The sequence below is a fragment of the Nocardia jejuensis NBRC 103114 genome (genome assembly GCF_001613145.1).
GTDB classification, from domain to species: domain Bacteria; phylum Actinomycetota; class Actinomycetes; order Mycobacteriales; family Mycobacteriaceae; genus Nocardia; species Nocardia jejuensis.
Map to the genome: position 1 here is coordinate 195,215 of NZ_BDBU01000025.1, position 16,826 is coordinate 212,040.

General features: G+C 67.5%; 17 protein-coding genes and 1 tRNA gene. 7 read left to right on the forward strand and 11 right to left on the reverse strand.

Going from position 1 to position 16,826, the window contains the following annotated elements; genetic code table 11:
• Positions 1–153: 153 nt before the first annotated feature.
• Together NJ1_RS21225 and NJ1_RS21230 are read right to left on the reverse strand one after the other, a co-directional pair.
• Positions 154–636 carry an NUDIX hydrolase gene (locus tag NJ1_RS21225; protein WP_067697100.1) on the reverse strand — a complete coding sequence of 161 codons (483 nt, stop codon included), beginning with the start codon at positions 634–636 and terminating at the stop codon, positions 154–156.
• 5 nt (positions 637–641) lie between these two features.
• The gene (locus tag NJ1_RS21230) at positions 642–1,091 is read right to left on the reverse strand and encodes a hypothetical protein (protein WP_067697102.1); all 450 of its coding nucleotides are present in this window, start codon (positions 1,089–1,091) and stop codon (positions 642–644) included.
• 257 nt (positions 1,092–1,348) lie between these two features.
• Here NJ1_RS21230 and NJ1_RS39760 point away from each other — a divergent pair, with 257 nt between their 5' ends.
• Together NJ1_RS39760 and NJ1_RS21235 are read left to right on the forward strand one after the other, a co-directional pair.
• Positions 1,349–1,522 carry a hypothetical protein gene (locus NJ1_RS39760; protein WP_169813177.1) on the forward strand — a complete coding sequence of 58 codons (174 nt, stop codon included), beginning with the start codon at positions 1,349–1,351 and terminating at the stop codon, positions 1,520–1,522.
• Positions 1,522–2,685: a site-specific integrase gene (locus NJ1_RS21235; protein WP_067697104.1), complete on the forward strand. Its 1,164-nt coding sequence runs from the start codon at positions 1,522–1,524 to the stop codon at positions 2,683–2,685. Before NJ1_RS39760 ends, NJ1_RS21235 begins: the two co-directional genes overlap by 1 nt.
• Positions 2,686–2,783: 98 nt before the next feature.
• On the opposite strand, the gene NJ1_RS21240 is transcribed toward NJ1_RS21235, so the two are convergent.
• Positions 2,784–2,856, reverse strand: a tRNA-Asn gene (locus tag NJ1_RS21240).
• 185 nt (positions 2,857–3,041) lie between these two features.
• On the opposite strand from NJ1_RS21240, the gene NJ1_RS21245 reads away from it, so the two are divergent.
• On the forward strand, positions 3,042–3,287 hold the full coding sequence (locus NJ1_RS21245) for a hypothetical protein (RefSeq protein WP_067697106.1): 246 nt from the start codon (positions 3,042–3,044) through the stop codon (positions 3,285–3,287).
• 123 nt (positions 3,288–3,410) lie between these two features.
• Here NJ1_RS21245 and dnaG read toward each other — a convergent pair whose 3' ends face one another.
• Complete coding sequence (gene dnaG / locus NJ1_RS21250) at positions 3,411–5,351, reverse strand: DNA primase (RefSeq protein WP_067697108.1); 1,941 nt, start codon at positions 5,349–5,351, stop codon at positions 3,411–3,413.
• Between the two features lie 98 nt (positions 5,352–5,449).
• Between dnaG and NJ1_RS21255 the strand changes: the two genes are divergently transcribed.
• The 3 genes from NJ1_RS21255 (at position 5,450) to NJ1_RS21265 (ending at position 7,386) form a co-directional block, all read left to right on the forward strand.
• Positions 5,450–6,040 carry an energy-coupling factor transporter transmembrane component T family protein gene (locus NJ1_RS21255; protein WP_067697110.1) on the forward strand — a complete coding sequence of 197 codons (591 nt, stop codon included), beginning with the start codon at positions 5,450–5,452 and terminating at the stop codon, positions 6,038–6,040.
• A gap of 120 nt (positions 6,041–6,160) precedes the next feature.
• Positions 6,161–6,709 (forward strand): biotin transporter BioY, encoded by a 549-nt coding sequence (locus NJ1_RS21260; protein ID WP_067697112.1) that lies wholly within the window; start codon positions 6,161–6,163, stop codon positions 6,707–6,709.
• On the forward strand, positions 6,706–7,386 hold the full coding sequence (locus tag NJ1_RS21265; RefSeq protein WP_067697114.1) for an energy-coupling factor ABC transporter ATP-binding protein: 681 nt from the start codon (positions 6,706–6,708) through the stop codon (positions 7,384–7,386). Before NJ1_RS21260 ends, NJ1_RS21265 begins: the two co-directional genes overlap by 4 nt.
• Before the next feature lie 144 nt (positions 7,387–7,530).
• Here the strand turns inward: NJ1_RS21265 and NJ1_RS21270 are convergent, their stop codons facing one another.
• The 4 genes from NJ1_RS21270 to NJ1_RS21285 form a co-directional block, all read right to left on the reverse strand.
• Positions 7,531–8,580: a hypothetical protein gene (locus NJ1_RS21270; RefSeq protein ID WP_067697116.1), complete on the reverse strand. Its 1,050-nt coding sequence runs from the start codon at positions 8,578–8,580 to the stop codon at positions 7,531–7,533.
• A 361-nt stretch (positions 8,581–8,941) separates the two neighbouring features.
• Positions 8,942–10,204, reverse strand: coding sequence for a deoxyguanosinetriphosphate triphosphohydrolase (locus NJ1_RS21275; RefSeq protein ID WP_067697118.1), 1,263 nt, complete (start codon positions 10,202–10,204; stop codon positions 8,942–8,944).
• Entirely contained in the window at positions 10,205–10,822 is a 618-nt protein-coding gene (locus tag NJ1_RS21280; RefSeq protein WP_439957700.1) for a YdcF family protein, read from the reverse strand.
• An 83-nt stretch (positions 10,823–10,905) separates the two neighbouring features.
• Positions 10,906–11,601: an MBL fold metallo-hydrolase gene (locus NJ1_RS21285; RefSeq protein ID WP_067697197.1), complete on the reverse strand. Its 696-nt coding sequence runs from the start codon at positions 11,599–11,601 to the stop codon at positions 10,906–10,908.
• Positions 11,602–11,665: 64 nt separating this feature from the next.
• Between NJ1_RS21285 and NJ1_RS21290 the strand changes: the two genes are divergently transcribed.
• Positions 11,666–13,666 (forward strand): TPM domain-containing protein, encoded by a 2,001-nt coding sequence (locus NJ1_RS21290; protein ID WP_067697122.1) that lies wholly within the window; start codon positions 11,666–11,668, stop codon positions 13,664–13,666.
• 60 nt (positions 13,667–13,726) lie between these two features.
• Here the strand turns inward: NJ1_RS21290 and NJ1_RS21295 are convergent, their stop codons facing one another.
• The 3 genes from NJ1_RS21295 to NJ1_RS21305 form a co-directional block, all read right to left on the reverse strand.
• A complete protein-coding gene (locus NJ1_RS21295) occupies positions 13,727–14,332 on the reverse strand; it encodes a response regulator transcription factor (RefSeq protein ID WP_067697124.1) in 606 nt (201 codons plus the stop codon).
• Positions 14,329–15,474 carry a sensor histidine kinase gene (locus NJ1_RS21300; protein ID WP_067697199.1) on the reverse strand — a complete coding sequence of 382 codons (1,146 nt, stop codon included), beginning with the start codon at positions 15,472–15,474 and terminating at the stop codon, positions 14,329–14,331. The genes NJ1_RS21295 and NJ1_RS21300 overlap by 4 nt, the downstream gene beginning before the upstream one ends.
• Positions 15,475–15,813: 339 nt before the next feature.
• Positions 15,814–16,826, reverse strand: a 1,013-nt coding sequence (locus NJ1_RS21305) for a molybdopterin-dependent oxidoreductase (RefSeq protein ID WP_157574130.1), incomplete at its 5' end; no start/stop codon positions are given.

A 16,826-nucleotide genomic window follows, 5' to 3' on the forward strand; every position in this document is an offset into this window, starting at 1 on the left:
TGATCTTGTGTGGTGGGCAGACATGACCACCGGACCGACGGGCGAGACGGTCACGTTCGATGAACGCTTGGCCGACATCAGGGTTCGGTACCCCGAAGGGACGTTGGTTCGAACCGCAATCGATCGCTCCGAACCCCTACTCCGTGAAGCGGTTCAGCGGGCTTCTGCGTCAATGTGAGGCTCGGTCTCGGTCAGCGCCCATTCGATCCGCTTGCGCTGGCTGGCATCCATCGCCAGTGTCGGAATTCGCTCGACTGAGACCCACTCAACATAGGTGCTCTCATCACTCGTAGTCGGTTGGCCACCAACGGCTTCCGCGCGATAGATGACGGTGAATTCCTGACGAACTTCATCGTTACTGGTGTAGTGAATGACATGAGTCGGGTCAGTGAAGACTCCGACGAGCCCGGTAAGTCTCACGTCGACACCGGTCTCCTCTTGCGTCTCGCGGATCGCCGTTCGGCTGAGTGACTCACCGGGGTCATGTGCTCCGCCCGGCATGGACCAGTTGCCATTGTCGGACCGGCAAATCAGGAGCACTTCGTTTCCTCGACGCACGAAGGCTCCAGCGCTCGGGCGGACGCTGTTCGCCTTTGGCGCGTTCGGGTCCTGGTGATAGTCGATTCGACGGCCCATAAAGATCAGAGTACTGCGGGTTTGGCCGTAGCCCAGACTGCCTCGAACGAGTCGAGGTAGTAGCTAAACAGGTGCCCGCCCTGTACCTGCTGGAGATGTTGGACCGGTGACTTCGCCGCGTACGCGCCGTAGCTGTGTGCGTTCACCAACATCGAGTCATCGAAGCGATAGAGGCTGTTGTATAGCGGCATGTGATGAGTTCGGATGTCCACCCTTGACAGATCGTTAATCTCCCAGAGGTATTCGAGGGTGGAGTGGCAGCGTTGCGGCAAGGAGGGCAATCCTTCCTCTCGGGCGCGTGCTCGTACGTTCTCCGAGTCGCCGTCGCCCAAGAGGATCCGGACTTCCGCACCAGCCCGAGATTTCTCCCGTACGACGTTGACAAAGTCGAGGGACTCCACCAGGAATCCGCCTGCATAGACAAGGATCTGGATGTTCTCGGTGGCCTGTCGCATCAGCGAGCGCCAAACATCGTGTGGCACTTCCGATCGCGTTGGCCAGATCTGAACGATCTCTGAGAGTGAAGCGGCGGACGCCCGGGCTCCGGCGCCACCGCAGGCCCATCTGGTGATGAACCTGGTCTCCCTGCGGCTCAGGGAAAAAGCCGAGTACGACACTGCCTGACTGGCTACGGCTGCCGGTCCACCCGAAACAGTTCCACAGCAGGACGATTCGTCAATTCTGCCATCCGCAGCATAGGAAGGAAACCGCCATGTCCAGGCTTCTCGATGAGTCCGAAGTTCGCAAGCTGATCCCGATTGGGCACAGCAAGTATTACGAGTTGATCGGTTCTGGGGCGTTGCGTTCGGTCAAGATCGGTCGTCGTCGGTTCGTCACCGATCAAGCTGTGGCCGATTACATCGCCGCGCTGGATAAGGCTGCCTGATGCCACGTCAGCGAATGGCCCCGGGCGAATGGGGCAAGATCACGGTCAAGCAGACCGGCCCTGGACTCTTCACCGCCTATACCTACGTGCGCGATGAGGATGGGGAACGGCGCAAGGTGGAACGCATCGGCACTAGCAAGGAGTCCGCCCGGCGTAACATGTTGCGGCACTTGAAGTCTCGTACTACTCCACTGTCCGATGCAGTGATCACCGATCGGACGACGCTCGCGGAACTGTTCTCGGTCTGGCTTGCCACGAAGTCCAAGCTCAAGCGGCAATCTCGCGATGTGTACCAGCAGGCGTGGAACCGGCACGGGCGCAAGCAGATCGGTGCGTTGCGCATTCGGGAGCTGCCGACCAGCCGTGCTGAGCGGCATCTCAGCACGATTGCCGCTGGGTCGGAATCGAACGCGAAGACGTTCCGGGTCGTCCTGTTGGGCATGTTCGCGCTGGCGGTGCGTTATGACGTGCTGGCGGTGAATCCGATTCGGGAGACCAGCCGTACGGGCGGCAAACAGTCCGGTGCCCGGGCATTGACGCCCGACGAATTCGCGCGAGTGCGTAGAGCGGTGCGTGCCTACCGCGATCGGGAGAAGGGTTTCGGGCCGCGCCCCGGTCGTCAGCTTCCGGAGTTCGTCGATGTGCTGGTCTCGACAGGATGCCGGCCGAATGAGGTGTTGTCGCTTCGCTGGTCCGATGTGGATTTGCTGGCTGATCCGCCTACGATCACGGTCTCGGGCACGATGATTGATCACGGTGCGATCAAGGGTGAGGCGCTGCATCGGCAGGATGAGCGGAAAGGTCGAGCACCCGCACACACCGTGATCCTGCCCGCGCTGGCGGTGGAGGCGCTGACGATTCTGTTCGGCAATGCCGCCGGTTCCGACAGTCCGGTGTTCACGAACCGGGACGGCGGATGGATGAGTCTGGCGAACCTGCGCCGGTCACTACGTGCCGCATTACCCGCAGAGTTGGCCTGGGTCACGCCGCGGAGCTTCCGGCCGACTGTGGCGACTGTGGTTCGTGACGAGCTGGGGGCAGCCGAAGCGCAAGCCCAGTTGTCACACGCGAAACTGGCCACGACCGAGCGCCATTATCTGGAACGTCGGACGATCGGTCCGGACGCCAGGAATGCACTGGACCGGTTCACGAAAGGAAAGTAGTGGATCGTTTGTAGTGGGAAAGTAGTGGATTCGCCCGGAATGGCGAAGACAACGAAAAAGCCCTCTACCTGCTGATGCTGGTAGAGGGCTTCTTTCTGCTCCCCCATCTGGACTCGAACCAGAAACCTGCCGATTAACAGTCGGCTGCTCTGCCAATTGAGCTATAGGGGATTGTGGCGTGGTCACCCTCTCGGGCGACCGGAGAAAACTTTAGCGCATGGGTTGTTCACTTCCCAAATCGTGTCTCTACCTGGGGGGATTTGGGTGGGGCGGGTACGGGGAGGCGGATCGACAGGGGTGGGGGGTGTCGGGCAGGATGGAGGCGCTGACTGGCCCTACGGGAGGAGCTTCTCGACATGCTGCGGTTGATCATCGGCGTCGCGGCCGGGTATGTGCTGGGCGCGAAGGCCGGGCGGGTCCGGTATGAACAGATCAGAAAGACCACCCGCGCGATCAACGAGAGCCCGGTCACACGCAAACTGGTGCAGGTGGGCAGGCAGCGGCTTGCGGACAAGTTGAGTACGCAGCCGAAGCTGGAGCCCATGGTGCCGCTCGACGAGCGGACCACGATTCTGGTGCCGCAGGATCAGTTGCGGCGCTAGGAAACCGGTCCAGGACTCCACTGGACCGCGAAATGTGGCTGGTTCCCGGCTGATTCGTCGACTGAGTGGACGATGAGGCCGGGGATCCCCTCCAACCGGCAACCCCTCTTCCGGCACACTCCCTCAACGGCCGAAGTCGTCGGAATTCCCCATGGCCTGCGCGATCAGACTCTTGCGGTACTGCTCCAGCGCCACCAGGTCGCCGAACAGCGCCATATAGTCCTCGGTCTGCTCGGTCGAGGAAATGCGCTGCAGTTTCGACTTCAGCACCGCGATCTGGCGGCCCACCCCGGCTTCCTGGGTGCGGGCGAGCACGCCGGTGACGAAGCGGGGCAGGCCCTCGGCGGACTTTACCGGCAGCGGCTCCGCGGCCAGCTCGGACACCATCGCACGGAGCGTGAGGTCGTCGGTGTTGTCGGCGACGGTGCTGACCCATTCGGCTCCACCCAGACCCGCGCCGGTGCCGCCCGCCGCCACGATGGCGGCGTGCACGGCGACGTAGGCGGGGTGGGTGAAGGCTTCGGGTTCGAGGCCGTCGAAGACCGGGCCGGCCATGGCCGGGTACTGCAGGGCGGCGATCAGGAGCTGACGCTGTGGCATCAGGACCGGATCGTTCGGGTTCGGCCGCGGTGCGGGTCCTCCGGTAACCGGTTCCGGCGCTTCACGTTCCGCACGCGAGGCCGGACGGCCGGGAGCGGTGTTGCCGCCGCGCGCGGCCTTGCGCGCCTCGTCACCGACCCGCCGGACCACCAGTTGGATGTCGTCCCAGCCGATCCAGCCCGCGAGCTTGGTCGCGTACGCCTTGCGCAGCGCGTTGTCCTTGATCTGCGCGACCACCGGAACCGCCTCGCGCAGCGCGTTCACCTGCTGCTCGGGACCCATGTCGCCGGTACCGGGATCCTGGTACTTCTTGACGATGTCGCGAATCACGAACTCGTACAGGGCGACTCGGCGAGCCACCAGGTCCCGGACCGCGCCGTCACCCGAGCGCTGACGCAGTTCGCACGGGTCCAGCCCATCGGGGGCGACGGCGATGTAGGTCTGCCCGGCCAGCTTCTGATCGCCGCTGAACGCCTTGGTGGCCGCGGCCTGACCGGCGGCGTCACCGTCGAAGGTGTAGATGATCTCGCCGCGCCAGAAGTTGTCGTCCATGAGCAGCCTGCGCAGCATGGCGAGATGTTCGTCACCGAAGGCCGTACCGCAGGACGCCACAGCGGTTTTCACCCCGGACAGGTGCATGGCCATCACATCGGTGTAGCCCTCGACCACCACGGCCTGATGCCCCTTGGCGATATCGCGCTTGGCCAGGTCGAGACCGAAGAGCACCTGAGACTTCTTGTACAGCACCGTTTCCGGGGTATTGATGTACTTGGCGGTCATGGTGTCGTCGTCGAACAACCGGCGCGCGCCGAACCCGATCACGTCACTGCTGAGATTGCGGATGGGCCAGAGCAACCGGCGGTGGAACCGGTCCATCGGACCGCGCTGTCCCTGCTTGGACAGCCCCGCGGCCTCCAACTCCTTGAAGTCGAAGCCCTTGCGCAGCAGGTGTTTCGTGAGCGTGTCCCACCCGGCGGGCGCATAGCCGCAGCCGAATTGGCGCGCGGCATTGGCGTCGAAATTGCGCTCGGTGAGGTACTTGCGCGCGGTCTCGGCGCCGGGCTCGCCCAGCTGCGCCATGTAGAACTCGTGCGCCGCGGCATTGGCCGCGACGAGGCGGGAGCGGGTGCCGTGGTCGCGCTGGACCGAGGTGCCGCCACCCTCGTAACTGATCTTGTAGCCGATTCGATCGGCCATCTGCTCCACGGCTTCCACGAAGCCGACGTGATCGATCTTCTGCAGGAAGGCGAACACGTCACCGCCCTCGCCACAGCCGAAGCAGTGGAAATGGCCGTGATTGGGGCGCACATGGAAGGAAGGAGACTTCTCGTCATGGAAGGGGCACAGGCCCTTCATCGAGTCCGCGCTGGCGCGCCTCAAGGAGACATATTCACCTACGACATCCTCGATCCGAACACGTTCACGAATCGCCGCGATATCGCGGTCTGGAAGTCGGCCGGCCACGGCAGCGAGTCTAGCCTCGCTCGGCCGGGCGCCTCGACCGGGACGCTCCCCTGGACACCGGACCGAATGGCCTCTCGCGCACATGCCAGGATCTATCGGTGCTCAGCCTGTACCACGACGCCCGGACGCCGGTGCATACCGTGCCCGCGGGGGCGAAGCTGCTGGTGCTCGCGGTCTCCGGCACGGCGCTGTTCCTCGTCCCGTCGATCTGGTGGCTGACCGGGGCGCTGGCTCTCGTGCTCGGGTTGTACGCCCTCGCGCGCATTCCGTGGCGGCTCACCGGCAGGCAGGTGCTCGGCCTGGCTCCGGTGCTGTTGCTGATCATGCTCGCGCAGGTGCTCTTCATCGGATGGGCGAGCGCGGCCCTGGTGGGACTGCGACTGCTGACCCTGATCCTGCTCGCCACCCTGGTGACGCTGACCACCCGCACCTCCGCCATGATCGAGACGATCGAGCGGGGACTGCGACCGCTGACTCCGTTGGGCGTGCGGCCCGAGCGCGTCGGGTTGCTGGTCGCCATGACCATCCGATTCATTCCGGTGATCCGCGAGCAAGCCGAATTGGTCCGGTCTGCCCAGCGCGCTCGCGGGATCGAGCGCAGCACGGTGTTCCTGGTTCCGCTACTGATCCGCACTCTCCGGATGGCGGACGGCGTGGGCGAGGCGCTCGACGCCCGCGGACTGAACTGAGCGGACGACTCGGCCCACGGTCACCGATTCGTACACCTGCGGTGATGTGGCGCGGGGTCCGGATTGCGGAGACCGGACGCGATCGGCACCCGGCAAGTAAGGGTCACCTATGATGCCTCGGTGCGAAGTAGGGATCTGGCGCAGGTGGCATTGTTCGCGGCAATCATGGTGGTGCTGGGGTTCTTCCCGCTCGTTCAGCTGCCGGGGGCGTTCGCACCGTTCACCTCGCAAACTCTCGGCGTTATTCTCGCGGGATCGATTCTGGGCGCGAAGCGCGGTGCGCTGGCGATTCTGCTTTTCGACGCGCTGGTGCTGATCGGACTGCCGGTGCTGCCGGGCGGGCGCGGCGGGCTCTCGGTCATCATGGGGCCGACAGGCGGATTCGTGCTCGCGTATCCGATCGGGGCGCTGGTGATCGGACTGCTCACCGAACGACTGTGGCGGCACTACAACCTGCCCATCGCGCTGGCGATCAACTTTCTCGGCGGAGCCGTGGTGCTGTATCTGATCGGAGTGCCGTGGATGGCTGCGGCCGCACACATTTCGCTGTGGAAGGCGATCGTCACCTCGGTGGCGTTCCTGCCGGGCGATGTGGTGAAGGTCGTGGTCGGATCGCTGGCGGCGCTCGCGGTGAAGCGGGCCTACCCGATGATTCCGGCACGCGCATGATCGAACTCGAGGGTGTGTCGCATCGGTTCGGCGAGCGGGAGGTGCTGCGCGAGCTCGACCTCACGCTGAGCGAGGAGCGGATCGCGGTCATCGGCGCGAACGGCTCGGGCAAGTCCACCTTCGCGCGGCTGCTCAACGGGCTGCAGGTGCCGACCTCGGGCCGGGTGCGGGTGGACGGGCTCGATACGCGCAAGCAGGGCAAGGCGGTTCGGCGCCGGGTCGGTTTCGTATTTCAGGACCCGGACGTCCAGATCGTCATGCCGACCGTCGCGGAGGATCTCGCCTTCGGCCTCAAACACCACGGCCTGGGCAAGCCCGAGATCGCCGAACGGGTCACCGAGGTCCTGGACGACTACGGCCTCACCGAGTTCCGGGACCACCCCGCGCATCTGCTCAGCGGTGGGCAGAAACAGCTCCTGGCCATTGCCGCGGTGCTGGCGGTCAGGCCCGACTACGTGATCTTCGACGAACCCACGACGCTGTTGGACCTGCGCAACAAGCGCCGCATAGCCGCTCTGCTGCATCGGCTTCCACAGCGGATCGTCGTCATCTCCCACGACCTGGACCTGCTCGGCGACTTCGATCGCGTTCTGGTCTTCGACGAGGGCCGCGTCATCGCGGACGGCCCTCCCGCCGACAGTATTGCCCGCTACATCGCGCTACACGATGACGAATAGCGCTGCCCCACAGCCGTTTACGCCGAGACTGGATCTCGGTTGCCGCCCGTTCCGGACCCCGAGATCGCGACGCGCAGCTGCGAAGCCCGGCCCCGGCCCGAGTCCAGGACCGCACGGCGCGTGCGGAACTCCGGTGCCGTGCCGCTACCTCGCCCGGCCGAAGAGCCGCAGCCGCTGGTGGTCGTTCAGCCGCAGTCCGGGCCGGGAGTTGAACGACAACTCGGCGACGACGCGGGATCCGTTCCCGCGCACCCTCGTCACGCGGTGACCGGCGCGCCGACCGGCGTACAGCACCAGCGTGCCCGGCGTGGTGGGCAACGCATCCACGCCCCTGCGCCGCCGGTCGGGATGCCCTCCGCCCCGCTCGACGAAGGCCCGCGCGGGTGACTCGAATTCGAAGATGCCGCCGAGCGCGGGAGCCGTGATATGCAGTGCGACAGTGTAATCCGATTGCGCCACACCCCATACTCGCCCGTCCCCCTCCTCGTGCACATGCACGGTCAGCGCTCCGAGATCATCCGCCGATCGGTACACCGGCTCCCCCGCGACCCGGGACACGAAGTCCAACAGCGGTTCCCAGCGGTACAACCGCTTCACCGGCGAACCCTCCGGAATCCGGTCGTGAGCGAGAATCCATTCCGCCGACGGAAGTCCCGTCCGAACCGGCGACGGATGATCCCCTCGGCTCGCACCGTGAGCCGTGGCGGCTCCGTCGTGAGCGATACCGGCACCATGCCCCAGCCCGGTCGAGTCGCGTCCGGTATCGGCTCCACCGGCCGGCCGAGGGGCACCCCGCCGCGGAATCTCCGCTGCCTCGACGGACCGGCGCACTCCAGTGCTCCCGCCCAAGCGGCGACCCACGATCCCGGGCACCGAGCGCCGCAGTCCGGTGCTTCCGCCCAGCCGCCGCCCGCTCTCGGCGCGACGAGCTCTCGCATCGGAGGTCCACTCCGGCGCGGTCGGACGCGCAGCTTCGAGATCGGTGAATCGATAGCTGTCCAGCAGCCCGTTGGCCAGCGCGTCGGCGGCGATCCCGACCAGAGCCTCCGGCCGCAGGAACTCCCGCAGCACCAGCACCCCGCTCGCCGCGAACTCCGCGCGAGCCTGTTCGAACAGCGCCTCGAGCCGCCACGGATCCCGCCGATCCAGCGGATATCGAACCAGATCGACCACAGCATCCAGATCCGTCGGCATCACGGCCCCTACCTGCCGGTTCCGCCGCGTCAACGAGGGCGCGCGGCGACCACTCCCACCAGGGTGACACAGGCCAGAACCCGGCCGCATCCAGGCATCCGGGCCGGTGTTCACCCGTTGCCCTACAGACATCCCACCGTCGCCGACATCGTCCTCGCCGATGTCTCGACGTGAAGTCATCGACGCGCGGCTGTGCCGACCCGAACCCGTCGGCCGGCGACGGCGCGGCGGGATGCTCCAGGCGGACCGATCCGGTGCGGCAGCCCCGCCGCCGGTGAGCATCGACGCGCGGAACACACCCGTCTTCGTGTTGCGGCAGGCGACCGGAATCCTCACGAATACCGGGCTCACGCCGCCCGGCTCACGGGATGGCGGCGGCTACCCGTTCCAGGCGGCTTTCGGTGTAGGAGGCGATCTGGTCGACGATCACGCGGTGGCGGGCGGTGTCGTCGGGGGCGGATTCCCACCACGGCAGCAGGAGGCGGTCGAGACCACGGGGGGCGGTCTCGAGGAGGGTGGTGGCCACCAGGAGGATGCGTTCGCGTTGACCGGCTTGGCGGACCCGGTGGATCGGGTCCGAGAGCACGTAGCGCAGGGCCATTGTCTTGAGGACCGCGACCTCCGCGGCGACGATGCGCGGCACTTCCAGATCCGCTGTGTAACGGCACAATTGGCGTCCGCCCCAGGCTTCGCGGGTGGCCTCTACGGCCGCGGTGGCGAAACGGCCCACCAGGTCGCTGGTCAGCCGTTTCAGCGCCACCGAGGCGGTGAGCGAACCGTCGTAGTCGGCGGCGGCCACGACCACGGGCAGCACGGACAGACGCTGCGCGGCCGCGATCAGTTCGTCCGTACTCAGCGAACGATTCTGGCGCGCACCGTGTTCGGCGAGAGCGGCCTGTTCGACCGGGTCGGCGAGAGAGCGCAGATCGATGCGCCCGGCGATGACACCGTCCTCGACGTCGTGCACCGAGTACGCGACATCGTCGGCCCAGTCCATCACCTGCGATTCCAGGCATTGACGGCGGTCCGGCGCACCCTCGCGGACCCAGGCCAGCCGGTCCATGTCGACGTCGTACGCACCGAACTTGGTGCCGGGACCTGTTCTGCCCCAAGGGTATTTGATGACCGCATCCAACGCGGCGCGAGTCGGGTTGAGCCCGAAGCTGTTCCCGGCCGCGTCGATCACCTTCGGTTCCAGCCGGGTCAGGATGCGCAGGTTCTGCGCATTGCCCTCGAATCCCCCGTGCGCGTCGGCGAATTGGTCGAGCGCCTTCTCCCCGTTGTGCCCGTACGGCGGATGCCCGATATCGTGCGCGAGCCCGGCCAGATCCACCAGATCCGGATCACAGCCCAGTCCGTCCGCGATCGAGCGTCCGATCTGGGCGACCTCCAGCGAATGCGTGAGCCGGGTGCGCGGGGTGTCACCGTCGCGCGGCCCCATCACCTGCGTCTTGTCGGCCAGCCTGCGCAGCGCCGCGGAGTGCAGCACCCGTGCCCGGTCGCGAGCGAACTCGCTGCGCCGGGCCGGAGTCGGCGACCAGGACAGCCCGGCGGTGCCGTCGTTCTCGGGTATCAGTCGTTCCCGATCAGCGTCGGAGTAGACCAGGTCGTAGTCGATAGGCATTTACTGATCCGCCGTGTACTTGAAGTCCGCCGAGAAATGGGTGAGCTGGTACCACAGCAGCGCGAAGGTCTCGCGAGTGATGCCGTGCGCCTGTGATTCCCGGGTGTACACCGCCGGGCCGGTGCGCGTGGGTGCGGTCCAGGCGTCGAGCCCGGCGTCGCGGGCCATGGTGCGGGTGCGCAGCGAATGCCACGGATCGCTGACCAGCACCACCGACGACTTACCGCGCGCCAGCAGCGCTTTGGACACCGCCTCCACGCTCTGCAGCGTGTCCGAGCCGGTCTCCACCGCGAGAATCCGATCCCCGTCCACACCACGGGATTTGAGATAGTTCCGCCCCGAGGCGGCCTCGGTGTAGTTGTCCCCCACCTGTTTTCCCCCGACCGTCACGATCAGCGGCGCGACCCCCCTCTTGTAGAGGTTGTACGCCTGATCCAATCGCGCCTCGAACACCGAGGACGGCGTGCCGTCGTACTGAGCCGCGCCCAGTACCACGATCGCGTCGGCCGGTGAGTAGTCGCTCACCCGCGCCACCTGCCACACCCGTACGGCGGTCCCACCGACCACCAGTCCCCCGATCAGTAGCGCGCCGAGCAGCACCCGGACGGTCCAGCGCAGCGTCCCGCCGGCGCACCCCCGCGAGGGTGCGTCGTCGGTCTGCGCGGGCGTCCACACGGGCTCGGGAGCGCGGTTCCGGAGTTTTACCAACCGCGCCGCCGCCACTCGGGCACGTGCGGGCGCTCGGCGCCGAGCGTGGTGTCGTCACCGTGTCCGGGGTACACCACGGTGTCATCCGGGTAGCGGCCGAACAGCTTCGACTCGACATCGTCGAGCAGGGTGGTGAATTGCTCGGGCGCGCCGGTCTTCCCGACGCCTCCGGGGAACAGGGAGTCACCGGTGAACAGGTGGGTGCGGCCCGCGCCGTCGGTCAGCGCGAGAGCGAGCGACCCGGGCGTGTGACCGCGTAGGTGGATCGCCTCGAATTCGATATCGCCGATCCGGAGTTTCTCGCCGTCCGCGAGCAGCCGATCCGGCCGCACGGGCAGCGGTTCGGCGTCCAGTTCGTGCGCGGCGGTCGCGATGCCGGTCGCGGACACCACGTCCTTCAGCCCCCACCAGTGGTCCGGATGCTGATGCGTGGTGACGATCAATTCGACCCTGCCGGGGGCCTCCTGGCCCAGCAGTTCGAGAATCCGTTCGGCTTCGTTGGCCGCGTCGATCAGCAAGGTCGAGCCGGTGTTCGCGCACTGCACCAGATACGTGTTGTTGTCCATGCCGCCGACCGACATCTTCACGATGCGCACGCCCGGAACCACCCGCTGCTGCGGGTTCGAATCGGGGGAAACATGGCCCGTGTACGGGCTATCGATCGTGATCACACCCCTGATCGTAGTCATCGCCGCCGACACGGGGTGCGCGGATGAGGCCGTGTGCCCGCCGTGCGCCGGATAGATTCGACGGGTGCCGCAGTCGAAACAGCTGTGTTTGATCCTGACCGGGTTCCTCGTGGCCCTGTCCCTCCTCGGTGGCCGTGCCGCCCCCGCTTCGGCGGAGCAGCCCGAGCGCTTGCCCTCCTATGTCACCGACAAGGCCGGTGTGTTGCGCGAGGGTCAGCTCGCCCAATTGCAGGCCGAGATCGACTCGCTGTATTCGAAAGACCATGAGCGACTGTGGATCGTCTACGTCCGCAACTTCGGCGGGCTGAACTCGACCGCCTGGGGCGAACGGACCGCACAGCAATCGGGCTTCGGCGATCGCGACGTGCTGCTCTCGGTCGCGGTCGACGACGGCGAATACGCCTTCACCGGCAGCGCTCCGAGTTCGGTCTCGGACAAGGAACTCGACTCGCTGCTGTTCGACAAGGTGGAGCCGCGGCTGCGCGACAAGGACTGGTCCGGTGCGGGAGTGGCGACCGCGAACGGACTCTCGGCCGCCATGAACGATTCCGGCGGCGGCACCAGTGTGCGGATCGTGCTGCTGTTGATCGCGGTGGTGGCCCTGGTGGTGTTCGGCATCTGGATGTGGTCGCGCAATCGTCGCGGCAGGCGTACCCGAGCCGAGCTGAATGCCGCGCGCAAGACCGATCCGACCGACACCAAGGCCCTGACGGCACTGCCGCTCGCCGCGCTCGATACCCGCTCCAAGGAAATCCTGGTGGACGCGGACAACGCGATTCGCACCAGCGACGAGGAATTGCGCTTGGCCACCGACGAATTCGGCGCCACCGCGACGGCCTCCTTCACCGCCGCCCTCCAGGCGGCGAAAAACGCCCTGGCCAAGGCCTTCTCGATCCGGCAGCAGTTGGACGACGACATTCCCGAGACGCCGGATCAACAACGCTCCATGCTGGTGGAATTGATCAGCACCTGCGGGCGCGCCGATCGCGAACTCGACGCCAAGGTCACCGAATTCGACTCCATGCGCGATCTGCTCATCAATGCCGGCGAGCGGCTGGACGCGCTGACCCGGGACGTGGTGGATCTGACCACGCGCGTACCGCGCTCGGAAACCACGCTGGCGGAACTCGTGTCCGCGCAACCGGCTTCGGTGCTGGCCCCGATCCACGACAACGTCGGTATGGCCAAGGAGCGAATCGCCTTCGCCGAGAAGAGCATTCAGGACGGGCGCGATGCGGTCGCCAAACCGGTGGGCCGGCAGGGCGCGGCGGTCGCGGCCATTCGCGGCGCGGAATCGGCGGTGGAAGCCGCGCGGACGCTGCTGAACGCGGTGGACACCGCCGCCACCGACATCGAGCAGGCCCGTGCCGGACTGCCCGGCATCATCGAGGAATTGCGGCGCGATCTCGCCACCGCCGACGGTCTCACCCAGCACGGCGGACCCGAATTGACCGCCGCCGCGGCCGCGGCGCGCAACGCACTCGATCTGGCGAGCGCCAACGGCCAGGCCAATCCCCTGGGCACGTTCCAGCAGTCCGTGGCCGCCGATACCACACTCGACAATGCGATCGCGGCGGCCACCGATCGCAAACTGGCGGACGAGGAATCGCGCCGCCGCCTCGAACAGGCCATGACCGCCGCCCGGACGCAGATCAATGCCGCCGCCGATTTCATCAGCACCAGGCGCGGCGGCGTCGACGCCGAACCCCGCACCCGGCTCGCGGAGGCGCAGCGCAGCCTCGAACAGGCGCAGCAGCTGAGCGCGGGCGATCCCACCCAGGCGCTCCAATTCGCCCAGCGGGCGGTGGAACTCGGCTCGCGGGCGCTGCAGACCGCGCAGGCCTCCGTGCAGGAGTGGCAGGCCCTGCAGCAGCGCCAGACCGGGGGCGGTTCCCAGGCCGGCGCGGTGCTGAGCGGAGTCCTCATCGACGGCATGCTCCGGGGCATGGGCTCCGGATATCGCGGCGGCGGAGGCGGATTCGGCGGTGGCGGCGGCAGTTACGGCCCCGGATCCTTCGGCGGCTCGGACGGCTCCCGGCGAATCAGCCGCGGCGGTCGCTTCTAGCGGGCTGTGCTCCAGCCCTAGCGGGCCCCGTTCCAGCTCTAGGCCCCCGTTCCCACGGGCCTAGAGCCAGCCGAGTCGTTCGGCGGCGCGGACTGCTTCGGCGCGGGTGCGGGTGCCGGTTTTGCCGATGGCGGACGAGAGATGGTTGCGCACTGTGCCTTCGGACAGATGCAGCTGTGCGGCGATCGCGCCCGCGGTGGCTCCGTCCACGGCGGCGGCGAGGACTTCGCGTTCGCGAGTGGTCAGGGGTGAGGTTCCGGCGGTGAGGGTTTCGGTTGCCAGGGCCGGGTCGACCACGCGCAGGCCCATGTGGACGCGGCGCACGGCATCGGCCAGATCGCGGGCGGGGGTGTCCTTGACCACGAAGCCGCTGGCTCCGGCGTCGATGGCGCGGCGCAGGTAGCCGGGCCTGCCGAAGGTGGTGACCATCAGGATGCGCACCTCGGGGTGGGCGGCGTGCAGTTGCTCGGCGGCCGAGATACCGTCCAGGCCGGGCATTTCCACATCCAGCAGGGCCACGTCCGGGCCGGTGCGCGCCACGGCGTCGAGGACTTCGTCGCCGCGGCCGACCTCGGCCACGACGTCGAGATCGGGTTCCAGACTGAGCAGGGCGGCCAGCGCGCCCCGCACCAGCGCCTGGTCGTCGGCGAGCAACAGTTTGATCATTCGTGCTCCTGTGTGTGTGCCGCCGGAAAGGTCGCCAGGACCCGTGATCCGCCGTCCGTGCCCGTGGTCAGGGTGAGGTCGCCGCCGGCGGCCTGCAGTCGTTCGCGCAGACCGGACAGCCCGGAACCGAGCTTCGGGGTGTCGCCGAATCCCACACCGTCGTCGGTGACGTCGATGGAGGTGGGGGTGACCCGCACCGTGCAGTGCCGGGCCCCGCTGTGCCGGATGACATTGGTGACGGCCTCGCGCAGCACCCAGCCGAACACCACGCTGTTGCGGGTCGGCAGATCGTCGCCGTCGGGCAGATCGGCGTCGATCTCGGCGGCGCGCAATGCCGTTCGCGCATTGACCAGTTCACCGGCCAGCGACACCTCGCGCAGGCCGCCGACGGTGCTGCGCACTCCGGCGAGCGCCTCCCGGGCCAGCCGTTCGACATCGGCCATCTCGGTCTTCGCGCGCTCCGGATCCAGATCCATGAGTCGCTGTGCCAGTTCGGTTTTGACGGTGATGACGGTCAGCGAGTGCCCGAGGATGTCGTGCACGTCGCGCCCGACCCGAAGGCGCTCCTCGGCGACGGCCAACTCGGTCAACTGTTTCCGGGCCAGCGTCAGCTGCCGATTGCGCATGATGATCTGCCGGATCCCGCCGACCGCGAAGGAGCTCATGGCGATCGACTGCACGGTCCCGAAATCGGGCGGCTGCCCCGACAGCAGGCGCGGAATCACCTCGATCGCCAGAATCAGCACCAGTACCAGCGGGACCGAGCGCCGGATCGGCAGGGCGAAGGCGATGTACGTGCCGAGGTAGATCCCCAGCCCGGCGGCCGAGGAGTGCAGGGTGATCGACGCCGCGATCGTCAGCAGGCTCATCGCCGCCACCGGGCCCACCACGATCCGCCACTGCGGACTCGGCCACGACGCCCCGTTGTCCGGGCTGCGCAGCAGCAGCCAGTACGAACCCAGGTAGCAGAGCCCGAAGGCCACGATCACCGCCAACGTGTACCACCGCGCCACCGGCTGCTCGAGCTGCGCGGCCTGCCTCAGCGGATCGACGAGGTACACCGACCACACCCAGGCGAACACCCACCCGAGCCGTCTCCGGCGCGCGATACTCGCCTCGCTCGCGTCGCTATCGTCCAGCACATCGCCGGACGCTACCCGAGGCCAACCCACCGTGCCGGTCAGCGGCGACCCGCCCGCGCGCGCCATCACACCCACCCGCCCACGGTCCCCGGTTCTCTCATCCCTCCACCATCCCCGACTCGACCGCCGACGACCCACCCCAACCGTCACGACTCCCCCATGACAGTTGTCACCTGCTGAATCCAGGGGGTCGAACGGGCTGCGCCCGCGCTCAGCGCACCGCCTTCGACCGCACACACCGATGGCAGCGAAACCGCTCCGACCGGGGTGTGACCCGGCCGAGGTGTCCGCCGCTCGACTCCCTGAAGTCCCGCACGGGCCCGGTGTCGTGCCGACGGGTCAGGTGGTGACGGTGACGGTGTGGAAGCCGGTGGGGCCATACGGGAAGGGGTGGCGGGGAGTGCCGTCCTGAACTTGCCCGGAGCGGCTGGTGGCCCTGGCCTCGATGGTGTGAACCCCGGCGGGCAGGTCGATGACCGTGCGCCAGCGACGCCAGGCGGCGGGGGCGAGTTCGGAGCCGAGTTCGACGTGGACCCACTCGGTGCCGTCCACCCGGATTTCGACCGAGGCGACCCCGCGAGGCGGAGCCCAGGCGACGCCGGCGAGGGTGTGCTTGCCGGATCCGCCGCCGTCACCGGCGGCGATGTCGATGCGGGCCTGTGGCGTCACCCGCAGCAGTTCGCGGGGCCAGCCGCGCTGGACCCAGTAGTCGGTGTGAGTGTCATCGGCCAGTTCCAGGCCGGACAGCCACTTCGCACCGGTGTACTGGCCGTACAGACCGGGCACGAAAACCCGTGCGGGGAAGCCGTGTTCGGGCGGCAGCGGTTCGCCGTTCATGCCGATCACCAGATAGCCGGGCATCTCGCCCGAGCGCAGGGGCTCCAGCGGCAGGGAGATGGTGTAGCCGTCCACGGCGCGGGTGACCAGCTGGGTGGCGCCGGTCTCGGGGATGGCGTGATCGAGCAGCTCGGTCAGCGGGACGCCGAACCAGCGGGCGTTGCCGGCCCGACCGGCCCCGGGCGTGTTGTGCACACAGACCATCACGGCGTCGAATTCCACTGCGCGCTCGGCCAAGTCGGCCAGCGAGAGCCGCAGCGGATGAGCGACCTTGCCGCTGATGGACAGTCGCCAACCGAGTGGATCGATGCGCGGCGGACGCGAATTCACGTCGGCCACATAGAATCTGCCCGCCTTGGTGATCAGCGGCGACAGGCCCGGCTCGGTGCCGAAACCGTCCTCGGGAACCGGAGTGTGCGAACCCATGGGGCCGATGCGCCGGACCCGGTCCGCGTGCAACCGGTCGGCTCGGCGCAGCAGCGTCTCCGCCGTGGCCAGCAGTCCGGCGCCGGTCG